The organism is Clostridia bacterium (genome assembly GCA_024653205.1).
In the GTDB taxonomy this organism is placed as follows: domain Bacteria; phylum Bacillota; class DSM-521; order Neomoorellales; family SLTJ01; genus JANLFO01.
Window position 1 is genome coordinate 28,153 of sequence record JANLFO010000017.1, and the last position, 21,973, is coordinate 50,125.

Here is a 21,973-nt window from a genome sequence, read left to right on the forward strand (position 1 = left end):
GAGTGCTGGCGGTAGTCGACTACGGCATGGGCAACCTGCGCAGCGTACATAAGGCTCTGGAGAAGCTGGGCTACGCCGCGGCCGTCACTTCCGATCCCCGCACCGTTGAGCGGGCGCAGGGTATTGTGCTTCCCGGCGTGGGGGCCTTCGCCGACGCCGCCCGCCGTCTGCGAGAACTGGGCCTGGACGAGGTTATCCGCCGGGCGGTGGCCGCGGGCCGGCCCTTCCTGGGCATCTGCCTGGGCCTCCAGCTTCTGTTTGAGGTCAGCGAGGAAAACGGCCCGCATCAGGGCCTGGGGATCTTCCCCGGCCGGGTGCGGCGGCTGGGCCCGGAGCTCAAGGTGCCCCACATGGGCTGGAACCAGGTGGAGCGGGTGCGGCCCTCGCCCCTGTTTTCCGGCGTTCCCGACGGCGTGCCCTTCTACTTCGTTCACTCCTACTACGCCGATCCCGCCGACCCGGAGCTGGTGCTGGCCGCCACCGATTACGGCCGGTCCTTTCCCTGCGTGGTGGGCAGGGGAGTGGTTTTCGGCGTGCAGTTCCACCCTGAAAAAAGCAGCCGCTGGGGGCTGAAGCTCCTATCTAACTTCGGGGAGATGGTGGCCCGATGCTGGTGATACCGGCCATCGACCTGCGTTCCGGCCGCTGCGTGCGCCTGTTTCAGGGCCGTGCCGACCGGGAAACCGTATACTCGGACGACCCCGTGGCCGTGGCCCGGCGCTGGGAGGCTCTGGGCGCGGCCTGGCTCCACGTGGTGGATCTGGACGGTGCCTTTGCCGGCCGGCCGCAGAACCGGGAGATAGTGCGCCGAATCGTAGGGGCGGTAAGCATTCCGGTGCAGCTCGGCGGTGGCATCCGCACCTGGGAGGACCTGGAGTCGACCCTGGACCTGGGAGTGAAGCGGGTCATCCTGGGCACGGCGGCGGTCACCCGGCCGGATCTGGTCAGGCGGGCCTGCGCGGTTTTCGGCGAGGCCGTGGCGGTGAGCCTGGACGCCAGGGAAGGCCGGGCGGCGGTTGCCGGGTGGGAAGCGGCCGCCGAAGCCTCGGTGTTGGACCTGGCCGCCTCCCTGCGGGAGTGGGGCCTGGCCCGCATAATCTATACCGACGTGTGGCGGGACGGCACCCTGGCCGGTCCCAATCTGGAGGCCACCCGCGAGGTGGCCCGGGCCAGCGGCCTCAAGGTAATCGCCGCGGGCGGGGTATCTTCTCTAGAGGACATCCAGGCCCTCAAGGAGCTCGAGCCCTTGGGCGTGGAGGGCGTGATCGTGGGCCAGGCCCTGTACACCGGGGCGGTGGATCTAAAGGCGGCCTTGACCCTGGCCGCCGGCTAAGCGAGCAACCTACGCCTGAGCTATCCTCAGTCGCCGGCGGCAGTCACGGTTGGGCCGAGTAACTAAAGCGTGCCGGGCACCGAACTCCCCTTTCCTTAGTTCGGTCGGCTAAGCGGTCGGTACGAGGGGGAACCGGGACTGCCGGCGTGAAAGTGAAGACCCGTCATACCTGACGTGAGAGGAGGCCTGCCCGGGCCATGCTTACCAAGCGTATAATCCCCTGCCTCGACGTGCACCGCGGCCGGGTGGTGAAGGGTACCCGGTTTGTGAACCTCCGGGACGCCGGCGACCCGGTAGAGCTGGCCGCCTACTACGACCGCGAAGGCGCGGACGAGCTGGTGTTCCTGGACATCAGCGCCTCCGCCGAAGACCGGCCCATCTTGCGGGACCTGGTGTGGCGCACCGCCGGAGAGGTGTTCATCCCCTTCACCGTGGGCGGAGGCCTGCGGAGCCTGGAGGACATCCGCATGATCCTGGAGGCGGGAGCGGACAAGGTTTCCCTTAACACCGCCGCGGTGCAGAACCCCGACCTGGTGGCCGAGGCGGCGCGCCGCTTCGGGACCCAGTGCATCGTGGTGGCGATTGATGCCCGCCGCTGCGGGCCCGACCGCTGGGAAGTATACACCCACGGCGGCCGCCAGCCGACCGGCCTCGACGCCGTGGAGTGGGCCCGGCGGGTGGAAGACTTGGGCGCGGGTGAAATCCTGCTGACCAGCATGGACCGGGACGGCACCAAGGACGGCTACGACCTGGAGCTGACCCGGGCCATCAGCCGGGCGGTGAAGATCCCGGTAATCGCCTCCGGCGGCGCGGGCACCCTGGAGCACCTGTGGGAGGGCCTGGTGCTGGGAGAGGCAGACGCGGTCCTGGCCGCCTCCATCTTCCACTACGGCGAGTACACCATCCGCCAGGCCAAGGAATACCTGGCCCAGAAAGGGGTGCCGGTGCGGCCGTGGGAGTAGACCTTTCTGTCCTCAAGTTCGACGAGCGCGGGCTCATCCCCGCCGTAATACAGGACGAGAACGGCCGGGTGCTCATGCTGGCCTACATGAACCGGGAAGCGCTGGAGAAAACCCTGGCCGAAGGCCGCACCTGGTTCTTCAGCCGCAGCCGGGGCCGGCTGTGGCTTAAGGGCGAGACCTCCGGCCACTACCAGTACGTTCGCTCCATCGCCTACGACTGCGACGCCGACGCCCTCCTGGTCCGGGTGCGGCAGGAAGGGGTGGCCTGCCACGAGGGCCGCTACTCCTGCTTCCACAACTCCCTGAGCCGGGAAGGAAAGGAGCCGGAAGGGGGGCACCCCAATCCCCTGGCCCGGGCCCTGGAGGAACTGGTGGCGGTAATCGCCGAGCGGGACGAGCACCGGCCCGAAGGCGCCTACACCACCTACCTCTTCGAGCGCGGGGTGGACAAGATCGGCAAGAAGGTGGTCGAAGAGGCGGCGGAAACCATCATCGCCGCCAAGAACGCCGACCGGGAAGAAGTCGCCAGTGAAGCGGCCGACCTTCTCTACCACCTGCTGGTGCTGCTCAGGGCTTCGGGCGTGAGCCCGTCGGAAGTGGGGGAGGAACTATTAAGGCGTCGGCGGTGAAGGGCATGGACCCCGCGGACGATCTCCTGCGCGGCCTTAACCCCCGCCAGCGCGAGGCGGTAGAACACCCCGGCGGGCCGGTGCTGGTGCTGGCCGGAGCCGGCAGCGGCAAGACGCGGGTGCTCACCCACCGGGTGGCCTACCTGATACGCCGCCACCGGGTTCCTGCCGGCCGCATCCTGGCCATCACCTTCACCAATAAGGCGGCCAACGAAATGAAGGAGAGGCTCGAGGTCCTGCTGGGGGGCCAGGTGCGGGACCTGTGGGTCAGCACCTTTCACGCGGCCTGCGTGCGCATCCTGCGGCGGGACATTCCCGCCCTGGGCTATCCGAGGAGTTTTGTCATCTACGACGAGGCCGACCAGCAGGCGCTTCTGCGCCGGGGTCTCAAGGAGCTGAACCTGGACGAAAAGCGCTACCCGCCGCGCAGCCTGGCTGCAGCCATCGGCCAGCTCAAGAACCAGCTGTGGACCCCGGAGCGGGCGCAGCACGAGGCCCGCGACCTCTACGCCCGCCAGGTGGCCCGGGTCTACGCCTGGTACCAGGAGAAGCTGAAAGAGAACTTCGCCCTGGATTTCGACGACCTCATCATGCAGACCGTCATCCTTTTCCGGGAGCATCCGGAAATCCTCCGCTACTACCAGGAAAAGTTCCTGCACATACTGGTAGACGAGTACCAGGACACCAACCACGCCCAGTACGTGCTGGTCAGCCTCCTGGGGGCCCGGCACCGGAACGTCTACGTGGTGGGCGATCCCGACCAGTCCATTTACCGCTGGCGGGGGGCAGACATAAGAAACATCCTGGAATTCGAGCGCGACTACCCCGAGGCCCGGGTCATTCTTCTGGAGCAGAACTACCGCTCCACCCAGGCCATCCTGGAGGCGGCCAACGCCCTGATCCGTCAGAACCGGGAGCGGCCGGACAAGGCCCTGTGGACGGAAAACGACTACGGGCTGCCTCCGGTGGGCTACGAGGCGCTGGACGAGAGCGACGAGGCGCGGTTCGTGGCCCGGGAGATACTCCGGCTGCGCCAGGAAGAGGGCCGGCCCTTCAGCCATTTCGCCGTGCTCTACCGCACCCACGCCCAGTCCCGGGTCCTGGAAGAGTGCTTCCTCCGGCTGGGGCTGCCCTACGAGGTCTTCGGGGGGGTGCGCTTCTACGAGCGCAAGGAGATCAAGGACCTTCTGGCCTACCTCCGGGTGCTGGTCAACCCCGCGGACACGGTAAGCCTGGAGCGGATAATCAACGTGCCCCGGCGCGGGGTGGGAGACGTGACCTGGAGCCGCATCCTGGCCGAGGCGGCGGCGGGCGGCCGCACCGCCTGGGAGGTTCTGGCGGACGCCGGCCGCCTGGAAGGGGTGAGCCGGCGGGTGAAGAACAACCTTTCCCGGCTGGTGGAATTCATGGAGGCCCTGCGGGCGGAGAAAGACGCCCTTCCCGTAACCCGCTTGGTGGAAAGGCTGCTGGAGGACAGCGGCTATTTGGCCGAACTGCGGGCGGACGCCACTCCCGAGGGCCAGGCGCGGCTGGAAAACGTGGAGGAGTTCCTCTCCGTGGCCCTGGCCTACGACCGCGAGCCCGAACCGGAAAAGAGCCTGGAGGACTTCCTGGCCCGGCTGTCCCTGGTAACCGATATCGACCAGTTGCGGGAGGCCGACCGGGTGGTGCTGCTCACCCTGCACATGGCCAAAGGGCTGGAGTTTCCGGTAGTCTTCCTGGTGGGGCTGGAAGAAGGGGTCTTCCCCCACGTCCGCTCCCTGGGCGAGCGGGCGGAACTGGAGGAGGAGCGCCGCCTCTGCTACGTGGGCATGACCCGCGCGCGCGAGCGGCTCTACCTCACCTGGGCGCGGGTGCGGACCCTCTACGGCTACACCGAGGCCCACCCGGTCTCGCGCTTCGTGCAGGAGATCCCTCCCTCGCTTATAATGCTGGAGGAAGCGGTGGAAGCGGAGCCGTCCCCGCCCGCCGCCGACGGGTTCCGCCTGGGCGAGGTGGTGGAGCACGCCCGCTGGGGCCGGGGCGTGGTGGTGCAGGTGTCGCCCGGCCAGGTGACCGTGGCCTTCCCCGAGGCCGGGATCAAGCACCTGCTGCTGGAGTACGCGCCCCTGCGCAAGGTGGAGGACGGCTGAGGCGAAGCCGGGACCGGCAACGCCAAGCCGCTGGTGCTGCTGGGTGTACGCGCGGGCAAAGTCAACGATGGTTTATGGATGACGATCATGCTAGTTAGCGCTGGCCGTTCCGGGTCTCCCGTGCGTACTGTCACCATCGCCGGCCGAACTAGGGCTCGGGCCTTCGCCCTCCGGCGGGCTCCCGACGCAGGCGCCGTCCGTGGCGCCGCGTCGCTGCGGCCGTCCGTGGCCTCCGGCCCGCCTCCGGGCTCGCCCTTGCCGAGTTCGGCACCCGGCGAGTTGCCAATGTACTCACGGGAGACCAGGAACGCCCGGCAACCCGGAACCCAGGATAACTCGGGGTCGAGCCGGGTTACGCGCCCAACCCGAAAACTTAGCCCGGCGTTGGGGGTGAAATATGTGAGCGGAAAGCCCGAGAAGCTAACCCCGGAGCAGGCCCGGGCGCGGGCCGAGGAACTCAGGCGCCAGATCGAAGAGCACAACTACTACTATTACGTTCTGGACGCCCCCCGCATCAGCGACGCCGAGTACGACGCCCTGGTGCGGGAGCTGGAAGAGCTGGAGGGGCGCTTCCCGGAGCTGGTCACCCCGGACTCGCCCACGCAGCGGGTGGGCGGCCGCCCCCTGGAGGCCTTCGGCACGGTAAGCCACCCGGTGCCCCTGTTGAGCCTGGCCAACGCCTTCAACGAGGGAGAACTGGCCGACTTCGACCGCCGGGTGCGCCAGGCCGTGGGGCCGGTGGACTACGTGGTGGAACTCAAGATCGACGGCCTTTCCGTTTCCGTAACCTACCGGGACGGGCTGTTCGTCACCGGCGCCACCCGGGGCGACGGCCTGGTGGGCGAGGACATAACCCAGAACCTCCGCACCGTGGTTACCCTGCCCCTGCGGCTGCGCCGGCCGGTGCCCTACCTGGTGGCCCGGGGCGAGGCCTACCTGCCCAAGGAGGCCTTCGCCAGGCTGAACCGGGAGCGGGAGGAGGCGGGCGAGCCCACCTTCGCCAACCCCCGCAACGCCGCCGCCGGCAGCCTGCGCCAGCTCGACCCCAGGGTAACCGCCTCCCGGCCGCTGCGGCTCTTCTTCTACGACCTCCTGGTACTGGAAGGCGAGGACGAGCCGCCCACGCACTACCAGGTGCTGGAATACCTGCAAGAACTGGGCTTTCCGGTCAACCCCCACCGCTACCTCTGCCGGAGCCTGGAAGAGATCAAAGAGCGGTGTCGGGAGTGGGAGGAGCGGCGTCACGAACTCCCCTACGAGATCGACGGCCTGGTGGTCAAGGTCGACCCCCGGGGCCTGCAGCGCCGGCTGGGCAACACCAGCAAGAACCCCCGCTGGGCGGTGGCCTACAAGTTTCCGCCCGAGGAGGCGGTCACCACCGTGGAGGACATAATCGTGCGCGTGGGCCGCACCGGCGTGCTCACGCCCACCGCGGTACTAACCCCGGTGCGGCTGGCCGGCTCCACCGTCGGCCGGGCCACCCTGCACAACGAGGACTACATACGCGAGAAGGACGTGCGCCTGGGGGATCAGGTAGTGATTCACAAGGCCGGGGACGTCATCCCGGAGGTGGTGCGGGTGCTGACCGAGCGCCGCACCGGACGGGAGCGCCCTTATACCATGCCGCGGCGCTGCCCGGAGTGCGGCTCGGAAGCTGTCCGCCCGCCCGGGGAGGCGGCGGTGCGCTGCACCGGGGGCCTGGCCTGCCCGGCGCAGGTGCGGGAGCGGATCATCCATTTCGCTTCCCGGGAGGCCATGGACATCGAGCACCTGGGCCCGGCGGTGGTGACGCAGCTGCTGGAGGCCGGGCTCATCGGCGACGCCGGCGACCTCTACTACCTGCACCAACGCTACGACGACCTGGTGAAGCTGGAGCGTTTCGGCCCCCAGTCGGCGAAGAACCTCCTGTCCGCCATAGAAAAGAGCAAGCAGAACCGCCTGAGCCAGCTTATTTTCGGCCTGGGCATCCGCTACGTGGGCGGCCGCGCCGCCCAGGTGCTGAGCCGCCACTTCGGCTCCCTGGAGCGGCTGATACAGGCCACCGAGGAAGAATTGGTGCAGGTGCCGGAGATCGGCCCCAAGATCGCCTCCAGTGTGGTAGAATTCTTCCGGCAGGAGGGCAACCTGCGGGTACTGGAGAAGATAGTGCGGGCCGGGGTGAACACCCGGGAACTCCGCGAGGAACAGGGTACCGGGCCCCTGGCCGGCAGGACCTTCGTGCTCACCGGCACCCTCGCCTCCTTCACCCGCAAGGAGGCGCAGGAGCTCATCGAGAGCCTGGGCGGCCGGGTGACGGGCAGCGTCAGCCGGAACACCGACTACGTGGTGGTGGGCGAAAACCCCGGCTCCAAGTACGACCGGGCGGTGGCCCTGGGGATCACCCTCTTGGACGAGGCCGCCTTCAAGGACCTGATCTCCCGCCACTCGGGCGTGAGGGAAGGAGGCGGCCCCGCCGTCGGCGACAGCGGAGCGGACAATAGATAGGCTTGGGCAACTCGCCTGCTCGCCTGGAGGTGATCCCGGGTCTTCCCTGAGTACATTGGCACCTCGCCGGGTGCCGAGCCTGGCGAGGACGAGCCCGCAGGCGGGCCGGAGGCCATGGACGGCCGAAGCGGCGGGGCGCCACGGACGGCGCCTCCGCCGTGTGCCCGCCGGAGGGCGAAGCCCGAGCCCTAGCTCGGCCGGCGAAGGTGACAGTACGAACGGGAAGACCCGGGATCACCCGGGACAGACATGCATATTTAGCCACAGGCTCAAGGGGAATAGGGCTGGTTGGAGAAAGCGAAGGCTGTGACAATGCTAAACGGTAAAGGAGTGGACGGTAGTGATACTTTCCCGCGAAGAAGTGGAGCACGTGGCCTACCTGGCCCGGCTGGAGCTGAGCGAGGAGGAAAAGGAGGCCTACACCCGCCAGCTCAACAGCATCCTGGACTTCATGCAGCAGCTGAACGAGCTGGACACGCGAGAAGTGGAGCCCATGGCCCACGTCCTGCCCCTGGTGAACGTGCTGCGGGAGGACGAGGCGCGTCCCGGGCTTTCCCGGGAAGAGGCCCTCTCCGGCGCCCCGGACCGGGACCAGGGCCAGTTCCGCGTGCCGAAGATCGTATAGTGCCGACATGTGGCGCACATCTGGGTTGTCCGTGATTCTGCATTGGCGGGCGGTCCCGGGACCGCGCGGAGCAAATTGGCGTAAAGGCAGGTGTCGGGTTTGGATCTTCTCTACCGGCCGGCGCACGAGCTGCACCGGCTCCTGACCGAGAGAGAAATAAGCGCCCGCGAGCTGGCGGAAGCCTTCCTGGCCCGCCTGGAGGCGGTGGAAGGGCAGGTGAAGGCCTTCGTCACCATCACCCGCAAGCTGGCGCTGGAGCAGGCGAAAGCGGTGGACGAGAAGCTGGCCCGGGGGGAAAAGATCGGCCCCCTGGAAGGAATACCCGCCGCCCTGAAGGACAACCTCTGCACCCGCGGCCTGCGCACCACCTGCTCTTCCCGTATGCTGGCGGAGTGGGTGCCGCCCTATTCGGCCACGGTGGTGGAGAGGCTGGAGCGCGCCGGCCTGGTGCTGGTGGGCAAGACCAACATGGACGAGTTCGCCATGGGCTCCTCTACGGAGAACTCCGCCTTCTTCCCCACCCGCAATCCCTGGGACCCGGAGCGGGTGCCGGGCGGTTCCAGCGGCGGCTCGGCGGCGGCGGTGGCGGCGGCCGAGGCGGTCTACGCCCTGGGCTCGGACACCGGCGGCTCCATAAGGCAGCCGGCCGCCTTCTGCGGCGTGGTGGGCCTGAAGCCCACTTACGGCCGGGTCTCCCGCTACGGGCTGGTGGCCTTCGCCTCCTCCCTGGACCAGATCGGCCCCCTCACCCGGGACGTGACCGACTGCGCCCTGGTGCTGGCGGCCATAGCCGGCCACGACCTCCGGGACAGCACCTCGGCGCCGGTGGAGGTGCCGGACTACCTCGCCGGCCTGGGCGACGGCCGGCTGGAGGGCCTCAGGATCGGCGTGCCCCGGGAGTACTTCGGCCCCGGCATAGAGGAAGGGGTCAAGGAGGCGGTGCAGAACGCCCTGAACCGGCTGGAGGAGGCCGGAGCCCGCTGCGAGGAAACCTCCCTGCCCCACACCGCCTACGCCCTTCCCGCCTACTACCTGGTGGCTCCGGCCGAGGCCAGCTCCAACCTGGCCCGCTACGACGGGGTCCAGTACGGCTTCCGCAGCCAGGCGGACAACGTGGTGGACATGTACCGCCGGACCCGGCGGCTGGGCTTCGGCCCGGAGGTAAAGCGCCGCATCATGCTGGGCACCTACGCCCTGAGCGCCGGCTACTACGACGCCTACTACCTCAAGGCCCTCAAGGTGCGCCGGCTCATCAAGGAGGACTTCGACCGGGCCTTTTCCCGCTACGACGTGCTCGTCACCCCCACCGCCCCCACCGTGGCCTTCCGCCTGGGAGAGAAGGTGGGCGACCCCCTGGCCATGTACCTCTCCGACCTCTGCACCATCCCGGTGAACATGGCCGGGCTCCCCGGGCTCTCCCTGCCCTGCGGGCTGAGCAACGGCCTGCCGGTGGGCCTGCAGATAATCGGGCCGCCCTTCAGCGAGGGGCTCCTGCTCAGGGTGGGCTACGCGGTGGAAAAAGCCTGCAATCCGGGGCCGCTGGTTCCGGCGCTGGAGGTGAAAGCCGTTGGCTGATCATGCCGACTACGAAGCGGTAATCGGGCTGGAGGTGCACGTGGAGCTCAAGACCGCCTCCAAGGCCTTTTGCTCCTGCTCCACCGCCTTCGGGGCCGAGCCCAATACCCAGGTCTGCCCGGTCTGCCTGGGCCTGCCCGGCGTGCTGCCGGTGATAAACCGCAGGATGGTGGACTACGCCCTCAAGGTGGCCCTGGCCCTCAACTGCAGCATTGCTCCCCGCTGCAAGTTCGACCGCAAGAACTACTACTACCCGGACCTGCCCAAGAACTACCAGATCTCCCAGTACGACCTGCCCCTGGCCGCCGGCGGGTACCTGGAAATCGAGGTGGACGGTCAGGCCCGGCGCATCGGCATCACCCGGGTGCACATGGAGGAGGACGCGGGCAAGCTCATCCACCAAGGCGAGGCCCTGGGGCCCGGTGCCTACTCCCTGGTGGACCTGAACCGCACGGGCGTGCCCCTCCTGGAGATCGTCTCCGAGCCGGACCTGCGCTCGCCCGAGGAGGCCTACGCCTACCTCACCGCGCTTAAGGCCGTGCTCCAGTACCTGGACGTCTCCGACTGCAAGATGGAAGAGGGCTCGCTGCGCTGCGACGCCAATGTTTCCGTCCGGCCCCGGGGCAGTACGGCCTTCGGCACCAAGACCGAGCTCAAGAACATGAACTCTTTCCGGGCCCTGCAGCGGGCCCTGGCCTACGAGATCGGGCGCCAGATTGAGGTGTTGCTCCACGGCGGGGAGGTGGACCAGGAGACCCGGATGTGGGACGAGGCCCGGGGCGTGACCGTCACCATGCGGGGCAAGGAGGAGGCGCACGACTACCGCTACTTCCCCGACCCGGACCTGGTGCCCCTGGAGATCGACCCCGCCTGGATCGAGCGCGTCCGCGCCGAGCTGCCGGAGCTGCCGGCCGAGCGGCGCCGCCGCTTCGCGGAGCAGTACGGCCTTCCCGCCTACGACGCCGGCGTGCTTACCGCCACCCGGGCCATGGCCGATTACTTCGAGGCCTGCGTGGCCCTCTATCCCCAGGCCAAGACGGTGAGCAACTGGCTCATGGGCGACTTCTCCCGGCTGCTGAACGCTTCGGGCCTGGAGGTGGAGCAGGCGCCGATCAGGCCCGAGGGCCTGGTGGAGCTGCTGAAGCTCATCGACGAGGGCACCATCAGCGGCAAGATCGCCAAGACCGTCTTCGAGGAGATGTTCGCCACCGGCCGCCCCGCCCGGGCCATAGTGGAGGAAAAGGGCCTGGTGCAGATCAGCGACGAGGCCGCCCTGGCGGCGATAGTGGACAGGGTGCTGGCCGAGCACCCGGGCCCGGCGGCGGACTTCCGTGCCGGCAAGGAAAAGGCCCTGGGCTTCCTGGTGGGCCAGGTAATGAAGGCCACCCGTGGCCAGGCCAACCCCGCCCTGGTGAACCGGCTGCTGCGGGAGCGGCTGCAAGGCCCGTAGGAGTGGCCTCCTGCGGCTCTGCCCGGGGTGGCCCTGGTGTCACCGCGTTGCCTAGGGCAGAAAGCGTTGGCGCGCACCCCACTCGGCGACGGCTGGAGTGTGTATACACACACTCATCCCGGGTTTGAGCAGGAGATAGGGGGAGAGGAGGTGAACTTTGTACTTTTAAGTTTCGCACGCAGGGGAGGGACGACCGAAATGACCAACCCGGTCTACATCTGCGACACCACGCTGCGCGACGGCGAACAGACCGCAGGGGTGGTCTTCTCCAATCACGAGAAAATCCGCATTGCCCGCATGCTGGCCGAAGTCGGGGTGCACCAGATAGAGGCCGGTATACCGGTCATGGGCGGGGACGAGAAAGAGGCCATAAAGCAGATAGTGGATGCGGGCCTCAACGCCAGCATCATGGGGTGGAACCGGCCGGTAATCGAGGACATCAAGCATTCGCTGGACTGCGGTGTGGACGCGGTGGCCATCTCCATCTCCACCTCGGACATCCACATTGAGCACAAGCTGCGCAGCACGCGCGAGCGGGTCCTGTCGGACATGGCTGCGGCCTGCGAGTTTGCCAAAAAGCACAACCTGTACGTTTCCGTGAACGCCGAGGACGCCTCCCGCTCGGACATGGACTTCCTGCTCAAATTTGCCCGCATGGCCAAGGAAGCCGGCGCCGACCGGCTGCGTTTCTGCGACACCGTGGGGTGTCTGGAGCCCTTCACCAGCTACGAGAAAGTCAAGGCCATCATCGACGAGGTAGGCATCGAAATCGAGATGCACATGCACAACGACTTCGGCATGGCCACGGCCAACACCCTGGCGGGGCTAAAAGCGGGCGCCACCTACGCCGGGGTCACGGTCATGGGCCTGGGCGAGCGGGCGGGCAACGCCGCCCTGGAGGAAGTGGTCATGGCCCTGAAGCACCTGTATGGCGTCGATCTGGGCTTCAAGACCGAGCGTTTTAGGGAGATCGCCGAATACGTGGCCATGGCCTCCGGCCGCGAGCTGCCGGCCTGGAAGGCCATCGTGGGCACCAACATGTTCGCCCACGAGTCCGGCATCCACGCCGACGGGGCCCTCAAGGATCCGCGCACCTACGAAGTCTTCTCGCCCGAAGAAGTGGGCCTGGAGCGCCAGATCGTCATCGGCAAGCACTCGGGCACTGCGGCCCTAAAAGCCAAGTTTACCGAGTACGGCATCACCCTTACCGATGAGGACGCCGCCGCCCTGCTGCAGCGTGTGCGGGAGGCGGCGGTGGAGCTCAAGCGCTCGCTGTTCGACAAGGAGCTGATCTACATCTACGAAGACTACCTCCTGCACCTGGCCCGCAAGGGCGCGCTGAAGAGCGCCGGCCGGTCGGAGGTTTAGAAAACCCGAAAGGGAGGTGCGGAGCCGGCCGTTTCGACAGGCGGCCGGCCTTAACTTTGCCCACGGTAACGCTGATTCCCGGAGACGGCATCGGCCCGGAGGTAACCGAGGCGGCCCGGAGGGTCATCGAGGCCGCCGGCGCGGACATCACCTGGGAAGTGGTGGAGGCGGGAGAGAAGACCCTGGCCGCCCGGGGCACGGTCCTGCCGCCGGAAGTCCTGGAATCCATTCGCAAGAACCGCGTGGCCCTGAAGGGCCCGCTCACCACCCCGGTGGGCACGGGCTTCAGGAGCGTGAACGTGGCCCTGCGCCAGGAGCTGGGGCTTTACGCCAACCTCAGGCCCGCCCGCACCTGGCCCGGCGTGCCCTCCCGCTACCAGAACGTGGACCTGGTGGTGGTGCGGGAGAACACCGAGGACCTGTACGCCGGCGTGGAGCACATGGTGGGCGAGGACGCGGCGGAGAGCATCAAGATCATCACCCGGCGGGCCTCGGAGCGCATCGTGCGCTTTGCCTTCGAGTACGCCCGCGCCCACGGCCGCCGCAAGGTGACCGCCGTGCACAAGGCCAACATCATGAAGTGCACCGACGGGCTCTTCCTGAACTGCGCGCGCCGGGTGGCCCAGGACTACCCGGACGTGGAGTTCGAGGAGCGCATCGTGGACAACATGTGCATGCAGCTGGTGCAGAAGCCGGAGCTTTACGACGTGCTGGTCATGCCCAACCTCTACGGGGACATAATCTCCGACCTTTGCGCCGGGCTGGTGGGCGGCCTGGGCCTGGCGCCCAGCGCCAACCTGGGAGATGAGGCGGCGGTGTTCGAGCCGGTGCACGGCAGCGCGCCCAAGTACGCCGGCCAGAACAAGGTGAACCCCCTGGCCTGCATCCTCTCCGGGGTAATGATGCTCGAGCACCTGGGGCGGAAGGAGCCGGCGGAGCGCATCCGCCGCGCGGTGGAGCGGGTGCTGGCCGAGGGCCGCCACCTCACCTACGACCTGGGGGGCCAGGCAGGGACGCAGGAAACGGCCGAGGCCATCATCGCCGCGCTCGGACCATGATCTTTTTCAACGTGGTGGCTAGCGCTCCCACGAGTCTCTTTCCCCCCGGACGTAGGAATCCGGGTCAACCCCGGCCCAGACGTCACGGTGCAGGCCCATGAGCCGGTCGGCGTAGCTTTTCGGCTTGGGCACCACGACCACGGCGTTGCCGCTCACCGTCACCAACACTTCGTCGCCTTCCGAAAGGGAGAGGGCCTTCCTGATCTTGGCCGGCAGGACCATCTGACACCGGGAGCCGAGCTTCACCGTGGTGATGATGGCGTCTGTCATTTTCGACCGACCTCCGATGTAAGGGTGATCCTGCATACACATTATACCCTAACGTCGTGAGATCAGCCAGACGGCAGAAAACCCTGCCACGCTTCAGGGAAGCCCAGACGCGGGTTGCCAGCGCTGCCCTGTTTCCCGCTTGTACCGGCTGGGGGAGCGCAACGCAGATCGGTAGACCGCGTTGCCTAGGGCCCCGCTTGAGTTCTGGACATGACCTTAGTTGCTAGGTGCTGATAGATTTCTCTTGCCTTGCTAACGGTGTATTGGTGTTGCCCTAAGGCCTCCGTGGCGTCGAGCTCGAAGATAGCCTTATGATTCCGCTGGGCGTTGGGAGCGAGGCTGTGGAAGTTTTGTATATCAGCTAGCTTTAGATCAGTTGCGTCACCAACTTCGACAAGTCCGACGGCGCCTAGTGGGGCCGTGATCCCTTCCTGTATGGCGGGTTCAAGCCGATCATGCCAATGGCGATACGCGGATGCGGGCCGCCCCCCGTAAATGCCAAACTGTTGAATAATGTAGCCTAGGAATCGGGGCGACCCGTGAGGTATCTCGAACGGGAGGCTACGGGGGACGCCTTGCCTGGCTCTAAGCCATTCATTGTGCCAAAGGACTATTGACTGCCCTACAGTATCGATGGCTCGCAAAGAGAACAAATCTGAGCTAACGGGAACGATAAGGTAGTCCGTACTTGTAATGATCGCGCGATTAAGAGCACCGATATTAGGACCTACGTCACAGATGGTATACCTACACTCTTTGGAGGAGGAGGCTTCTTTCAATAACCTGTAGATAGCTGACGTAATTCGGAATCCTCTCTCCTGGCCTGCCAAAGACTCGGTCCAGGAAACTGGCAGTAAACTTTCAAACTCTGCTAATCGAATGTCGCCAGGTATCAGATAGACGTTATCTCTGATCTTTACCGGCTCTCTGGCTTCATAATCCCCGCTACCGGATACCAGCGGTCTAAATGCCGCAGCAATAGTCCATGCCTCATCCCGAGTATAAAGTGATTCGAACCTCTGCTCGTCAAGTGCTAGAGCGGTCAGATTGGCCTGCGGATCAAGATCTACCAGCAATACCTTATTTTGTAGTTCTCCAAGCATAAGTCCAAGGTTAAACGCTACCGTCGTTTTCCCTACTCCACCCTTGTGATTGAATACGGTAACGATAGCCATATGTGTCCCTCCTTGCTTTTGAAACGCCCGAGAACCTCATTGGTAGTCTTATCCATTATGAACACCAATACCCACCCTAAACAGGTTATATTAAATTTTTCTGCATATGTCCCTCGTTTTCCTGCCATCGTAAGCCAGTTTTCCGGCCATTGATATTGACTGGCCCCGCGGTTACAGCCCGCAGGTGCCAACCGTACCCCAAAGGCGCAAGGATCGGAGGAAGAGGTCGCACTCTAACGGGCAAACCATGGGAAGCTACGCGTTAGCTGCCTGATGCAACGTGCAACAGTGAGGAGGGCGCCAGTGTTCCGGGTAGGTGGAGGGTGAAACGGCACGACGACTAAGAAACGAGGCTACACCCTTTGCGTCGTTGGTGGTCCGCTGGTCCAGCCGGGGCGGCGGGCCGCCACCGCCTACAGCGCCATCCGCCTCCGCTTCACGGCTAGGCGGTAAAGGCGCAGGTACTCCTCCGCCGAGCGCTCCCAGGAGAAGTCGGCGCGCATGGCGTTCTCCTGCAGGCGCCGCCACAGGGCCGGATCCCGCTGCCACACCTCCAGGGCGCGCCGCAGGGCCTCCCAGAAAGCCTCGGCCTCGTAGGGGCCGAAAACGAAGCCCGTGGCCCGCTCGGGCCCGGCGGCCAGGTCCACCACCGTGTCCTCGAGGCCCCCGGTAGCCCGCACCAGGGGCAGGGTGCCGTAGCGCATGCTGATGAGCTGGCCCAGGCCGCAGGGCTCAAAGCGCGAGGGCATAAGGAACAGGTCGGCGGCGGCGTAGATGCGCTGGGCCAGCACCGGGTCGAAGCCGATCTTCACCGATACCCTGTCCCGGCGGGCGAGCTGCAGCTCGGAAAAGAAGCGCTGGTAGCGGTCCTCGCCGCTGCCCAGGATCACCAGCTGCACCTCTTCGGCCAGAAGCCGCGGGGCCACTTCGGACAGGAGGTCGAACCCCTTCTGGTCCACCAGCCGGCTCACCACGCCCAGGAGCAGCGCATCCCTCACCGGCAGCCCCAGCTCCTTCTGCAGGGCGGCCTTGTTTTCCTTCTTGCGGTCCAGGCTTTCCCGGTTGTAGTTTACATAAATCGCCGGGTCGGTGGCCGGATCGAACTGCTGATAGTCCACGCCGTTGGGTACGCCGAACAGGTCCGAGGCCCGGCGCCGCAAAAGCCCGTCCAGCCCCTCCCCCAGCTCCGGGGTCTGGATCTCCAGGGCGTACTTCTTGCTCACGGTGCTGATCAGGTCGGCGTAGACCAGCCCGCCTTTGAGGAAGTTCACCCTGCCCCAGAATTCCAGCTCGTCGGGGTTGAAGTGCTTGGTATCCAGGCCCAGAAGCCGCATGGCCTCGGGCGGGAACAGGCCCTGGTACTGCAGGTTGTGCACGGTCATGAGAGTGGCCATGCAGCGGTAGTAGGGGTCATCGGCGAACTTGAGCTTCAGGAACACGGGCACCAGGGCGGTTTGCCAGTCGTTGCAGTGGATCACCTGGGGCCGGAAGTTGAGCCGCGGCAGCATGGTGAGCACCGCCTTGCAGAAGAAGTTGAAGCGGGCGCCGTCGTCGGCAAAGCCGTAGAGGGCGTCGCGGTAGAAGTAGCGGTAGTTGTCGATGAGGTAAACGGGCAGGCCGCTTTCTCCCTCCGCCTGCGGGGCGAGCGCGGTTTTGCGGACGATGGCGGTCTCCAGCTGCCCGTCCATCTCCACCGGCAGGTCGGCCAGGTAGTCGCCGGAGTGCACGCACTTGTAGCGGGGCATGGCCACCCGCACGTCGTGCCCCCGCGCCGCCAGCACCCGGGGGAGGCTGCCGGAAACGTCCGCCAGGCCACCGGTCTTGGCCAGGGGCGCCACCTCGGAGGATAGGAACAGCACCGCCAGTTTTTCCTTCATGGCTGCCTCCCGATCAGGCCCGGTAGAACTCCGCCGCCATCTCCGGCGGCGTGGGATTGATGAACATGCCCGCGCCCAGCTCGAACCCCGCCAGCACGGTAAGGCGGGGGGCTAGCTCCAGGTGCCAGTGAAAGCTGTCCCTGTAGCCGGTCTCGCGGTAGGGAAGGGAGTGAAGCATGAGGTTGAAGGGCGGGTCCCGCATCCCCTCCAGGAGGCGGCGGGCCACCGCCTTAAGGGCTCCGGCCAGGGAGCGCAGCTCCCCGCGGTCGGCCTCGGCGAAGCTCGCCGCATGCCGCCGGGGCACCAGCCACACCTCCAGGGGAAAGCGCGAGGCGAAGGGGCAGAAGGCGAGCAGGCTCCCGTCTGCGTAGACCACCCGGTCTGCCTCGCGCTCCTCGGCGGCCAGGGTATCGCAGTAGTAGCAGCGGCCGCGCTCCCGGTGGTAGGCGCGGGTGCTCTCCAGCCTGCTCCTCACCGCCGCCGGCACCAGAGGAGTGGCGATGAGCTGGGAGTGAGGGTGCTCCAGCGACGCCCCCGCCACCACGCCGTGGTTCTTGAAGATCTGGGTGTGGGCGATCCCCGGATCCTGCCCCAGCCGGCGGTAGCGCTCCTGCCAGGCCGCCAGCGCCAGCAGGATCTCCTCCGGTTCCTGCCGGGCCAGGGACCGGTCGTGGTCGGGAGTCTCTATTATTACCTCGTGCCTGCCCGCCGCCGGCCCGGAAAGAAAAAAATCGCGCCGGGGCGGATCCGCAGCGGCGTCGTCCAGGGCCGGGTACTTGTTGGGCACCACCCGCACCTGCCAGCCGGGCGTGTCGGGCGCCGATCCTCCCGGCCGGTAGGCCATCACCTCCGGCGGGGTCTGGTCCTCGTTACCCGGGCAGAAGGGGCAGTTCTGGCCCTCCTTCTTGGCGGCCATTACCAGGGGAACGAAGTCCTTGGGCCGCTTGGCCCTCTCGGTGGCGATAATCACCCAGGTATCGGTGACCGGTTCGTAGCGCAGCTCGGGCATGCTCTCGGCTCCTCGCGCGAACTAGCATTCATAGCGTGGCCGGGCGCCGGGGCCTATATGTCCGCCATGTTTTTCCTCACCCCGGGGGCATAAAGCCCCGAGGGCTCTCAAAGACTAAGCCCGGAGTAAAATTTGACCAGGGAGTGAGGGCCTTTGCGCGTACTGGTGCTTACCTGGGAATACCCCCCGCACCAGGTAGGCGGCCTGGGGAGGCACGTGGCCGGCTTGAGCCGGGCCCTGGCCGACCTGGGCCCGGAGGTGCACGTGCTCACCCGGGGGGAGGACGGCGAGGAGCGGGACGGCAAGGTGTGGGTGCACCGGGTGCGGCCTTACGACGTGGAAAGCCTGGACTTCCCCACCTGGGTGCTGCACATGAACCTGGCCCTGCTGGAGCGGGCGATTCGGCTGTGGCCCCGGCAGGGGCACTTCGACCTGCTGCACGCCCACGACTGGCTGGTGGCCTTCTGCGCCCGGGCCCTGAAGCACGCCTGGCGCCGGCCCCTGGTGGCCACCGTCCACGCCACCGAGGCGGGCCGCAACCAGGGCCTGCACAACCCGCTGCAGCGGTACATCTCCGGCGTGGAGTGGTGGCTCACCTACGAGGCCTGGCGGGTCATCGTCTGCAGCCGGCACATGCGGCGGGAGGTGCAGGGCCTGTTCCAGCTTCCGGAGGACAAGATCAAGGTCATACCCAACGCCGTGGAGGAGGAAACCCCGCCGGCGGTAGGGCCCGGCTTTAAGGCGCGCTTCGCCCACCCGGCGGAAGACATAGTGTTCTTCGTGGGCCGCCTGGTGCGGGAAAAGGGAGCCCAGGTGCTGCTGGAAGCGGCCCCCCAGGTGCTCTCCGCCTGCCCCCAGGCCAAGTTCGTGCTGGCCGGCGAGGGGCCGCTCAAGGACGAGCTGGCCCGCCAGGCCCAGGGCCTGGGCATCGGTCCCAAGGTCTACCTTACCGGCTACATCGACGACGAGACCCTGCGCAAGCTCTACGCCTGCGCCGCGGCAAGCGTGTTCCCCAGCCTTTACGAGCCCTTCGGCATCGTGGCTCTGGAGGCCATGGCCGCGGGCTGCCCGGTGGTGGTGAGCGACACCGGCGGCCTGGGAGAGATCGTGCGCCACTGCGAAACCGGGCTCAAGGCCCTTCCGGGCAACGCCTTCTCCCTGGCCAACCAGATCACCTACCTCCTGCAGCACCCGGACCGGGCGCGGGAGATGGCCGCCCGGGCCCGGGAGACCGTGCGCCGCCTCTACAACTGGCCCCTGGTGGCCGGCCTCACCCTGCAGGTCTACCGGGAGGTCCTGCGCTCCTACCGGGCCAGCGATTGGGGCCGCGCGGCGGCTCGGCCGGCGCCGGCCCCCCTGCGCCGGTTCTCGAGCCCCGTGGCCGCCCGCCTGGCCCTGGCGGGAGGCCGCTACGCCTCCACCGGGAGGGAAAGCGGGCTGTGAAGGCGGTGATCATGGCCGGGGGCGAGGGAACGCGGCTGCGTCCCCTCACCTGCACCCGGCCCAAGCCCATGGTGCCGGTGGCCAACCGGCCGGTCATGGCCTACGCGCTCGAGCTGCTCTCCCGGCACGGCCTGCGCGAGGCCGCGGTTACCCTGCAGTACCTCCCCCGGCACATCACCGACTACTTCGGGGAGGGCGAGGACTGGGGCATCAGGCTCCACTACTTCCTGGAGAGTTCCCCCCTGGGCACCGCCGGCAGCGTCAAGAACGCCGCCGCCTTTCTCGATGAGACCTTCCTGGTGGTGAGCGGCGATGCCCTCACCGACTTCTCCCTGGAGGAAGCGGTGCGCTTCCACCGGGAGCGCAAGGCCCTGGCCACCCTGGTGCTCACCACCGTGGACAATCCGCTGGAATACGGGGTGGTCATCACCGATTCCGACGGCCGCATCCGCCGCTTCCTGGAAAAGCCCGGGTGGGGCGAGGTGTTCAGCGACCGGGTCAACACCGGCATCTACGTGCTGGAGCCGGAGGTGCTGCAGTACGTCCCCTCCGACCGGCCCTTCGACTTCAGCAGGGACCTCTTCCCGCTCCTGCTGCGCGAGGGCCTGCCTCTCTACGGATGCCTCCTGCGCGGTTTCTGGTGCGACATCGGCAGGTTGAAAACAGATCTTCTCGGGCCGCAGCGTCTTGCCTCCAGCCTGGGCAAGGTGGATCTGGCCCTCGACGACGCTACCCTTGACGAGCTGCGCCGGGATAAATGACCCAACCGCCAAGGCGGGCCGCGTAGGGAGTCGGTCTTGACTTTCCGTAACATTATTCATATTATCTTCCATAGAAGGAGGTATCGCCCTATGGAGGTAAGCCTCGAGAACCTGGCCAGCGCCACGGCGGTTTCCAAGTCTTTTGGTCGCTTTCTGTCGCGCTCCAAGAAGGAGCCGGTTTTTATCCTCAGGAACAATGAGGTGGAGGCGGTCTTGGTGGGCATCAAACACTACCGGCGGCTGGCCGAGGCTTACGAAGTTCTGCAGGACCTGAGCCTGGCTCGGGAAGTCTTTGAGCAGCCCACCGATAACCCCGAGGGCAAGACCGTCTTTGACATCCTGGCCGAATTCGAAAGCTAGGGAGCCACGAGGGGTGTACGAGGTTCGGCCTAAGAACGCGAACCGTCTTCGGCACGATATTGCCCGGTTAACCCCCGATGAGCGTGAGCGCGTACGAGAGGCCCTTCTGGCCCTGGCCGAAAACCCGCGGCCCCGAGGGGCCCTGTGTCTAGAGAAGAACTACTATCGGATCAGAGTTGGCCCCATGCGGATCCTATACCAGGTTCTCGACGAGGAACGTCTGATCCTGGTAGGCGCAATCGTCAGGCGTAGCGAAGCTACCTACAGGCGCTGGCGGTCGCTTTTCAAGTAAGGTCCTAAGATCAATCCTGAGGCAAGCCGGTGTGACCGCGGAAGAGTTCAGCAAACTTCTGTTGTAGTCCTTTTCGATGGCGCACGGTACTACCTGCCCGCTTTTACCCGCCGGCAGGTAAGCGCCGCCCCCGCGTCGAACATAGGATAGACAGACGGAAGCGGCACCCACCGTAACCGGGCCGGCCGCAAACCGGCCGGGCCCGAGTGGTGCCCGGCGCGAGGGGGCGTCCCGCATGGCCGACCCGTCCGACCTCATGGACCGCCTGCGGCAGGGCGACGCCTCGGCCTTCGAGGAGTTCGCCGCCGCTTATTGGCGCAAAATCTACGCCCTGGCCCTGAGCCTTTCCGGCAACCGCGCCGACGCCGAAGACCTCACCCAGGAAGTGCTGCTCAAGGTCTACCAGGGCTTCTCCCAATACGTGCAGAAGGCCGGAAACCTGGAGGCCTTCGTGCACCGCATGACCGTCAACCTCTGGATCGACTGGGTGCGCCGCCGCCGGCGCGCCCCGGAGTTTTCCCTGGACGGCGCCCTGGACCGGCAGGAAGGCAGCGCCGGTCTGGACCTGCCCGACCCGGAGGCGGGTGTGGAAGAGGTGCACCGGAAGGAGTTCTGGTCGGCGGTCTGGCAGGCCTTCGGCGAGCTGCCGGAATCCTACCGGGTGCTGCTCAAGCTGCGGGCCGTGGACCGGATGTCCTACAAGGAAATCGCCGCCGCCCTGGGCGAGAGCGAGGCGGCGGTTAGGGCCAAGCTCAACCGCAGCCGGGCCCTGCTCCGGGAGAAGCTGCGCCGCCGCGGCTTCGACCCCCGGCAGTGACCCCGTGCCGACCGGTATTCTGTCTCTTTTCGCCTGGGAGTCTGCTATAATGTTACCGGCAGACCGCGCCAGAAGGACCATACGCGGTCCCGGAAGGAAGGTGCAGCCGTGAACCTCGATCGCATCACGGTGGACCCCCAGGTGTGTATGGGTCAGCCCACCATTCGCGGCACGCGAATAACCGTCGCCTTTGTCCTGAAGCTCCTGGCCTCGGGCATGGACGTGCCCTCGCTGCTTTCCGCCTACCCCGAACTGGCGGAGGAAGATGTGTGCCAGGCTCTGGCGTACGCCGCCTGGCTGGCCGCCGAGCAGACCCGTACGGTTCCCCGTATTTAGTCCTGCGGAATGGGCGT

At 66.7% G+C, this 21,973-nt stretch carries 19 protein-coding genes and 3 pseudogenes; 17 read left to right on the forward strand and 5 right to left on the reverse strand.

Annotation, left to right across the window (positions count from 1 at the left end):
• Window positions 1-2 precede the first annotated feature (2 nt).
• The 11 genes from hisH to NUV99_09005 all read left to right on the forward strand — a co-directional run bounded on the left by hisH (window position 3) and on the right by NUV99_09005 (window position 13,616).
• Entirely contained in the window at window positions 3-617 is a 615-nt protein-coding gene (gene hisH, locus NUV99_08955) for an imidazole glycerol phosphate synthase subunit HisH (protein ID MCR4420233.1), read from the forward strand.
• Entirely contained in the window at window positions 608-1,333 is a 726-nt protein-coding gene (gene hisA / locus NUV99_08960) for a 1-(5-phosphoribosyl)-5-[(5-phosphoribosylamino)methylideneamino]imidazole-4-carboxamide isomerase (GenBank protein ID MCR4420234.1), read from the forward strand. Before hisH ends, hisA begins: the two co-directional genes overlap by 10 nt.
• A 197-nt stretch (window positions 1,334-1,530) precedes the next feature.
• Complete coding sequence (gene hisF / locus NUV99_08965; GenBank protein MCR4420235.1) at window positions 1,531-2,295, forward strand: imidazole glycerol phosphate synthase subunit HisF; 765 nt, start codon at window positions 1,531-1,533, stop codon at window positions 2,293-2,295.
• Window positions 2,286-2,924, forward strand: coding sequence for a bifunctional phosphoribosyl-AMP cyclohydrolase/phosphoribosyl-ATP diphosphatase HisIE (gene hisIE, locus NUV99_08970; GenBank protein MCR4420236.1), 639 nt, complete (start codon window positions 2,286-2,288; stop codon window positions 2,922-2,924). Before hisF ends, hisIE begins: the two co-directional genes overlap by 10 nt.
• Window positions 2,925-2,929: 5 nt before the next feature.
• On the forward strand, window positions 2,930-5,056 hold the full coding sequence (gene pcrA, locus NUV99_08975) for a DNA helicase PcrA (protein MCR4420237.1): 2,127 nt from the start codon (window positions 2,930-2,932) through the stop codon (window positions 5,054-5,056).
• A gap of 399 nt (window positions 5,057-5,455) precedes the next feature.
• Window positions 5,456-7,540: an NAD-dependent DNA ligase LigA gene (ligA, locus tag NUV99_08980; GenBank protein ID MCR4420238.1), complete on the forward strand. Its 2,085-nt coding sequence runs from the start codon at window positions 5,456-5,458 to the stop codon at window positions 7,538-7,540.
• 340 nt (window positions 7,541-7,880) lie between these two features.
• Complete coding sequence (gene gatC / locus NUV99_08985) at window positions 7,881-8,165, forward strand: Asp-tRNA(Asn)/Glu-tRNA(Gln) amidotransferase subunit GatC (GenBank protein MCR4420239.1); 285 nt, start codon at window positions 7,881-7,883, stop codon at window positions 8,163-8,165.
• Window positions 8,166-8,264: 99 nt separating this feature from the next.
• Window positions 8,265-9,740, forward strand: coding sequence for an Asp-tRNA(Asn)/Glu-tRNA(Gln) amidotransferase subunit GatA (gene gatA, locus NUV99_08990; protein MCR4420240.1), 1,476 nt, complete (start codon window positions 8,265-8,267; stop codon window positions 9,738-9,740).
• Window positions 9,733-11,190 carry an Asp-tRNA(Asn)/Glu-tRNA(Gln) amidotransferase subunit GatB gene (gene gatB, locus NUV99_08995; protein MCR4420241.1) on the forward strand — a complete coding sequence of 486 codons (1,458 nt, stop codon included), beginning with the start codon at window positions 9,733-9,735 and terminating at the stop codon, window positions 11,188-11,190. The genes gatA and gatB overlap by 8 nt, the downstream gene beginning before the upstream one ends.
• Before the next feature lie 198 nt (window positions 11,191-11,388).
• On the forward strand, window positions 11,389-12,558 hold the full coding sequence (gene nifV / locus NUV99_09000) for a homocitrate synthase (GenBank protein MCR4420242.1): 1,170 nt from the start codon (window positions 11,389-11,391) through the stop codon (window positions 12,556-12,558).
• A 56-nt stretch (window positions 12,559-12,614) separates the two neighbouring features.
• Window positions 12,615-13,616, forward strand: coding sequence for an isocitrate/isopropylmalate dehydrogenase family protein (locus NUV99_09005; GenBank protein ID MCR4420243.1), 1,002 nt, complete (start codon window positions 12,615-12,617; stop codon window positions 13,614-13,616).
• A gap of 18 nt (window positions 13,617-13,634) precedes the next feature.
• Here NUV99_09005 and NUV99_09010 read toward each other — a convergent pair whose 3' ends face one another.
• The 4 genes from NUV99_09010 to galT form a co-directional block, all read right to left on the reverse strand.
• Window positions 13,635-13,886 (reverse strand): AbrB/MazE/SpoVT family DNA-binding domain-containing protein, encoded by a 252-nt coding sequence (locus tag NUV99_09010; protein MCR4420244.1) that lies wholly within the window; start codon window positions 13,884-13,886, stop codon window positions 13,635-13,637.
• Window positions 13,887-14,071: 185 nt separating this feature from the next.
• Entirely contained in the window at window positions 14,072-15,061 is a 990-nt protein-coding gene (locus NUV99_09015; protein ID MCR4420245.1) for a ParA family protein, read from the reverse strand.
• Between the two features lie 413 nt (window positions 15,062-15,474).
• Window positions 15,475-16,938 carry a glycogen synthase GlgA gene (gene glgA / locus NUV99_09020; GenBank protein MCR4420246.1) on the reverse strand — a complete coding sequence of 488 codons (1,464 nt, stop codon included), beginning with the start codon at window positions 16,936-16,938 and terminating at the stop codon, window positions 15,475-15,477.
• Between the two features lie 13 nt (window positions 16,939-16,951).
• A complete protein-coding gene (gene galT / locus NUV99_09025; GenBank protein MCR4420247.1) occupies window positions 16,952-17,947 on the reverse strand; it encodes a galactose-1-phosphate uridylyltransferase in 996 nt (331 codons plus the stop codon).
• Window positions 17,948-18,163: 216 nt separating this feature from the next.
• Here galT and NUV99_09030 point away from each other — a divergent pair.
• Window positions 18,164-19,144: pseudogene (locus tag NUV99_09030) on the forward strand (glycosyltransferase family 4 protein).
• Here the strand turns inward: NUV99_09030 and NUV99_09035 are convergent.
• A pseudogene (locus NUV99_09035) lies at window positions 19,134-19,241 on the reverse strand (chitin-binding protein). The pseudogenes NUV99_09030 and NUV99_09035 overlap by 11 nt on opposite strands.
• A 145-nt stretch (window positions 19,242-19,386) precedes the next feature.
• Here NUV99_09035 and NUV99_09040 point away from each other — a divergent pair.
• The 5 genes and pseudogenes from NUV99_09040 to NUV99_09060 all read left to right on the forward strand — a co-directional run bounded on the left by NUV99_09040 (window position 19,387) and on the right by NUV99_09060 (window position 21,956).
• Window positions 19,387-20,049, forward strand: a pseudogene (locus NUV99_09040) (nucleotidyltransferase family protein).
• A 192-nt stretch (window positions 20,050-20,241) separates the two neighbouring features.
• A complete protein-coding gene (locus tag NUV99_09045) occupies window positions 20,242-20,511 on the forward strand; it encodes a type II toxin-antitoxin system Phd/YefM family antitoxin (protein ID MCR4420248.1) in 270 nt (89 codons plus the stop codon).
• Window positions 20,512-20,524: 13 nt separating this feature from the next.
• Window positions 20,525-20,803 carry a type II toxin-antitoxin system RelE/ParE family toxin gene (locus NUV99_09050; GenBank protein MCR4420249.1) on the forward strand — a complete coding sequence of 93 codons (279 nt, stop codon included), beginning with the start codon at window positions 20,525-20,527 and terminating at the stop codon, window positions 20,801-20,803.
• Window positions 20,804-21,038: 235 nt separating this feature from the next.
• A complete protein-coding gene (locus NUV99_09055) occupies window positions 21,039-21,620 on the forward strand; it encodes a sigma-70 family RNA polymerase sigma factor (GenBank protein MCR4420250.1) in 582 nt (193 codons plus the stop codon).
• 108 nt (window positions 21,621-21,728) lie between these two features.
• On the forward strand, window positions 21,729-21,956 hold the full coding sequence (locus NUV99_09060) for a DUF433 domain-containing protein (GenBank protein ID MCR4420251.1): 228 nt from the start codon (window positions 21,729-21,731) through the stop codon (window positions 21,954-21,956).
• The last annotated feature ends 17 nt before the right edge of the window (window positions 21,957-21,973 follow it).

What these genes read in the sequence shown, in the direction of transcription:
- hisA (MCR4420234.1), top strand. Translation starts at nt 608, where the DNA reads ATGCTGGTGATACCGGCCATCGACCTGCGTTCCGGCCGCTGCGTGCGC.
- hisF (MCR4420235.1), top strand. Translation starts at nt 1,531, where the DNA reads ATGCTTACCAAGCGTATAATCCCCTGCCTCGACGTGCACCGCGGCCGG.
- pcrA (MCR4420237.1), top strand. Translation starts at nt 2,930, where the DNA reads ATGGACCCCGCGGACGATCTCCTGCGCGGCCTTAACCCCCGCCAGCGC.
- nifV (MCR4420242.1), top strand. Translation starts at nt 11,389, where the DNA reads ATGACCAACCCGGTCTACATCTGCGACACCACGCTGCGCGACGGCGAA.
- NUV99_09010 (MCR4420244.1), bottom strand. Translation starts at nt 13,886, where the DNA reads ATGACAGACGCCATCATCACCACGGTGAAGCTCGGCTCCCGGTGTCAG.
- NUV99_09015 (MCR4420245.1), bottom strand. Translation starts at nt 15,061, where the DNA reads ATGGCTATCGTTACCGTATTCAATCACAAGGGTGGAGTAGGGAAAACG.
- glgA (MCR4420246.1), bottom strand. Translation starts at nt 16,938, where the DNA reads ATGAAGGAAAAACTGGCGGTGCTGTTCCTATCCTCCGAGGTGGCGCCC.
- galT (MCR4420247.1), bottom strand. Translation starts at nt 17,947, where the DNA reads ATGCCCGAGCTGCGCTACGAACCGGTCACCGATACCTGGGTGATTATC.
- NUV99_09045 (MCR4420248.1), top strand. Translation starts at nt 20,242, where the DNA reads ATGGAGGTAAGCCTCGAGAACCTGGCCAGCGCCACGGCGGTTTCCAAG.
- NUV99_09055 (MCR4420250.1), top strand. Translation starts at nt 21,039, where the DNA reads ATGGCCGACCCGTCCGACCTCATGGACCGCCTGCGGCAGGGCGACGCC.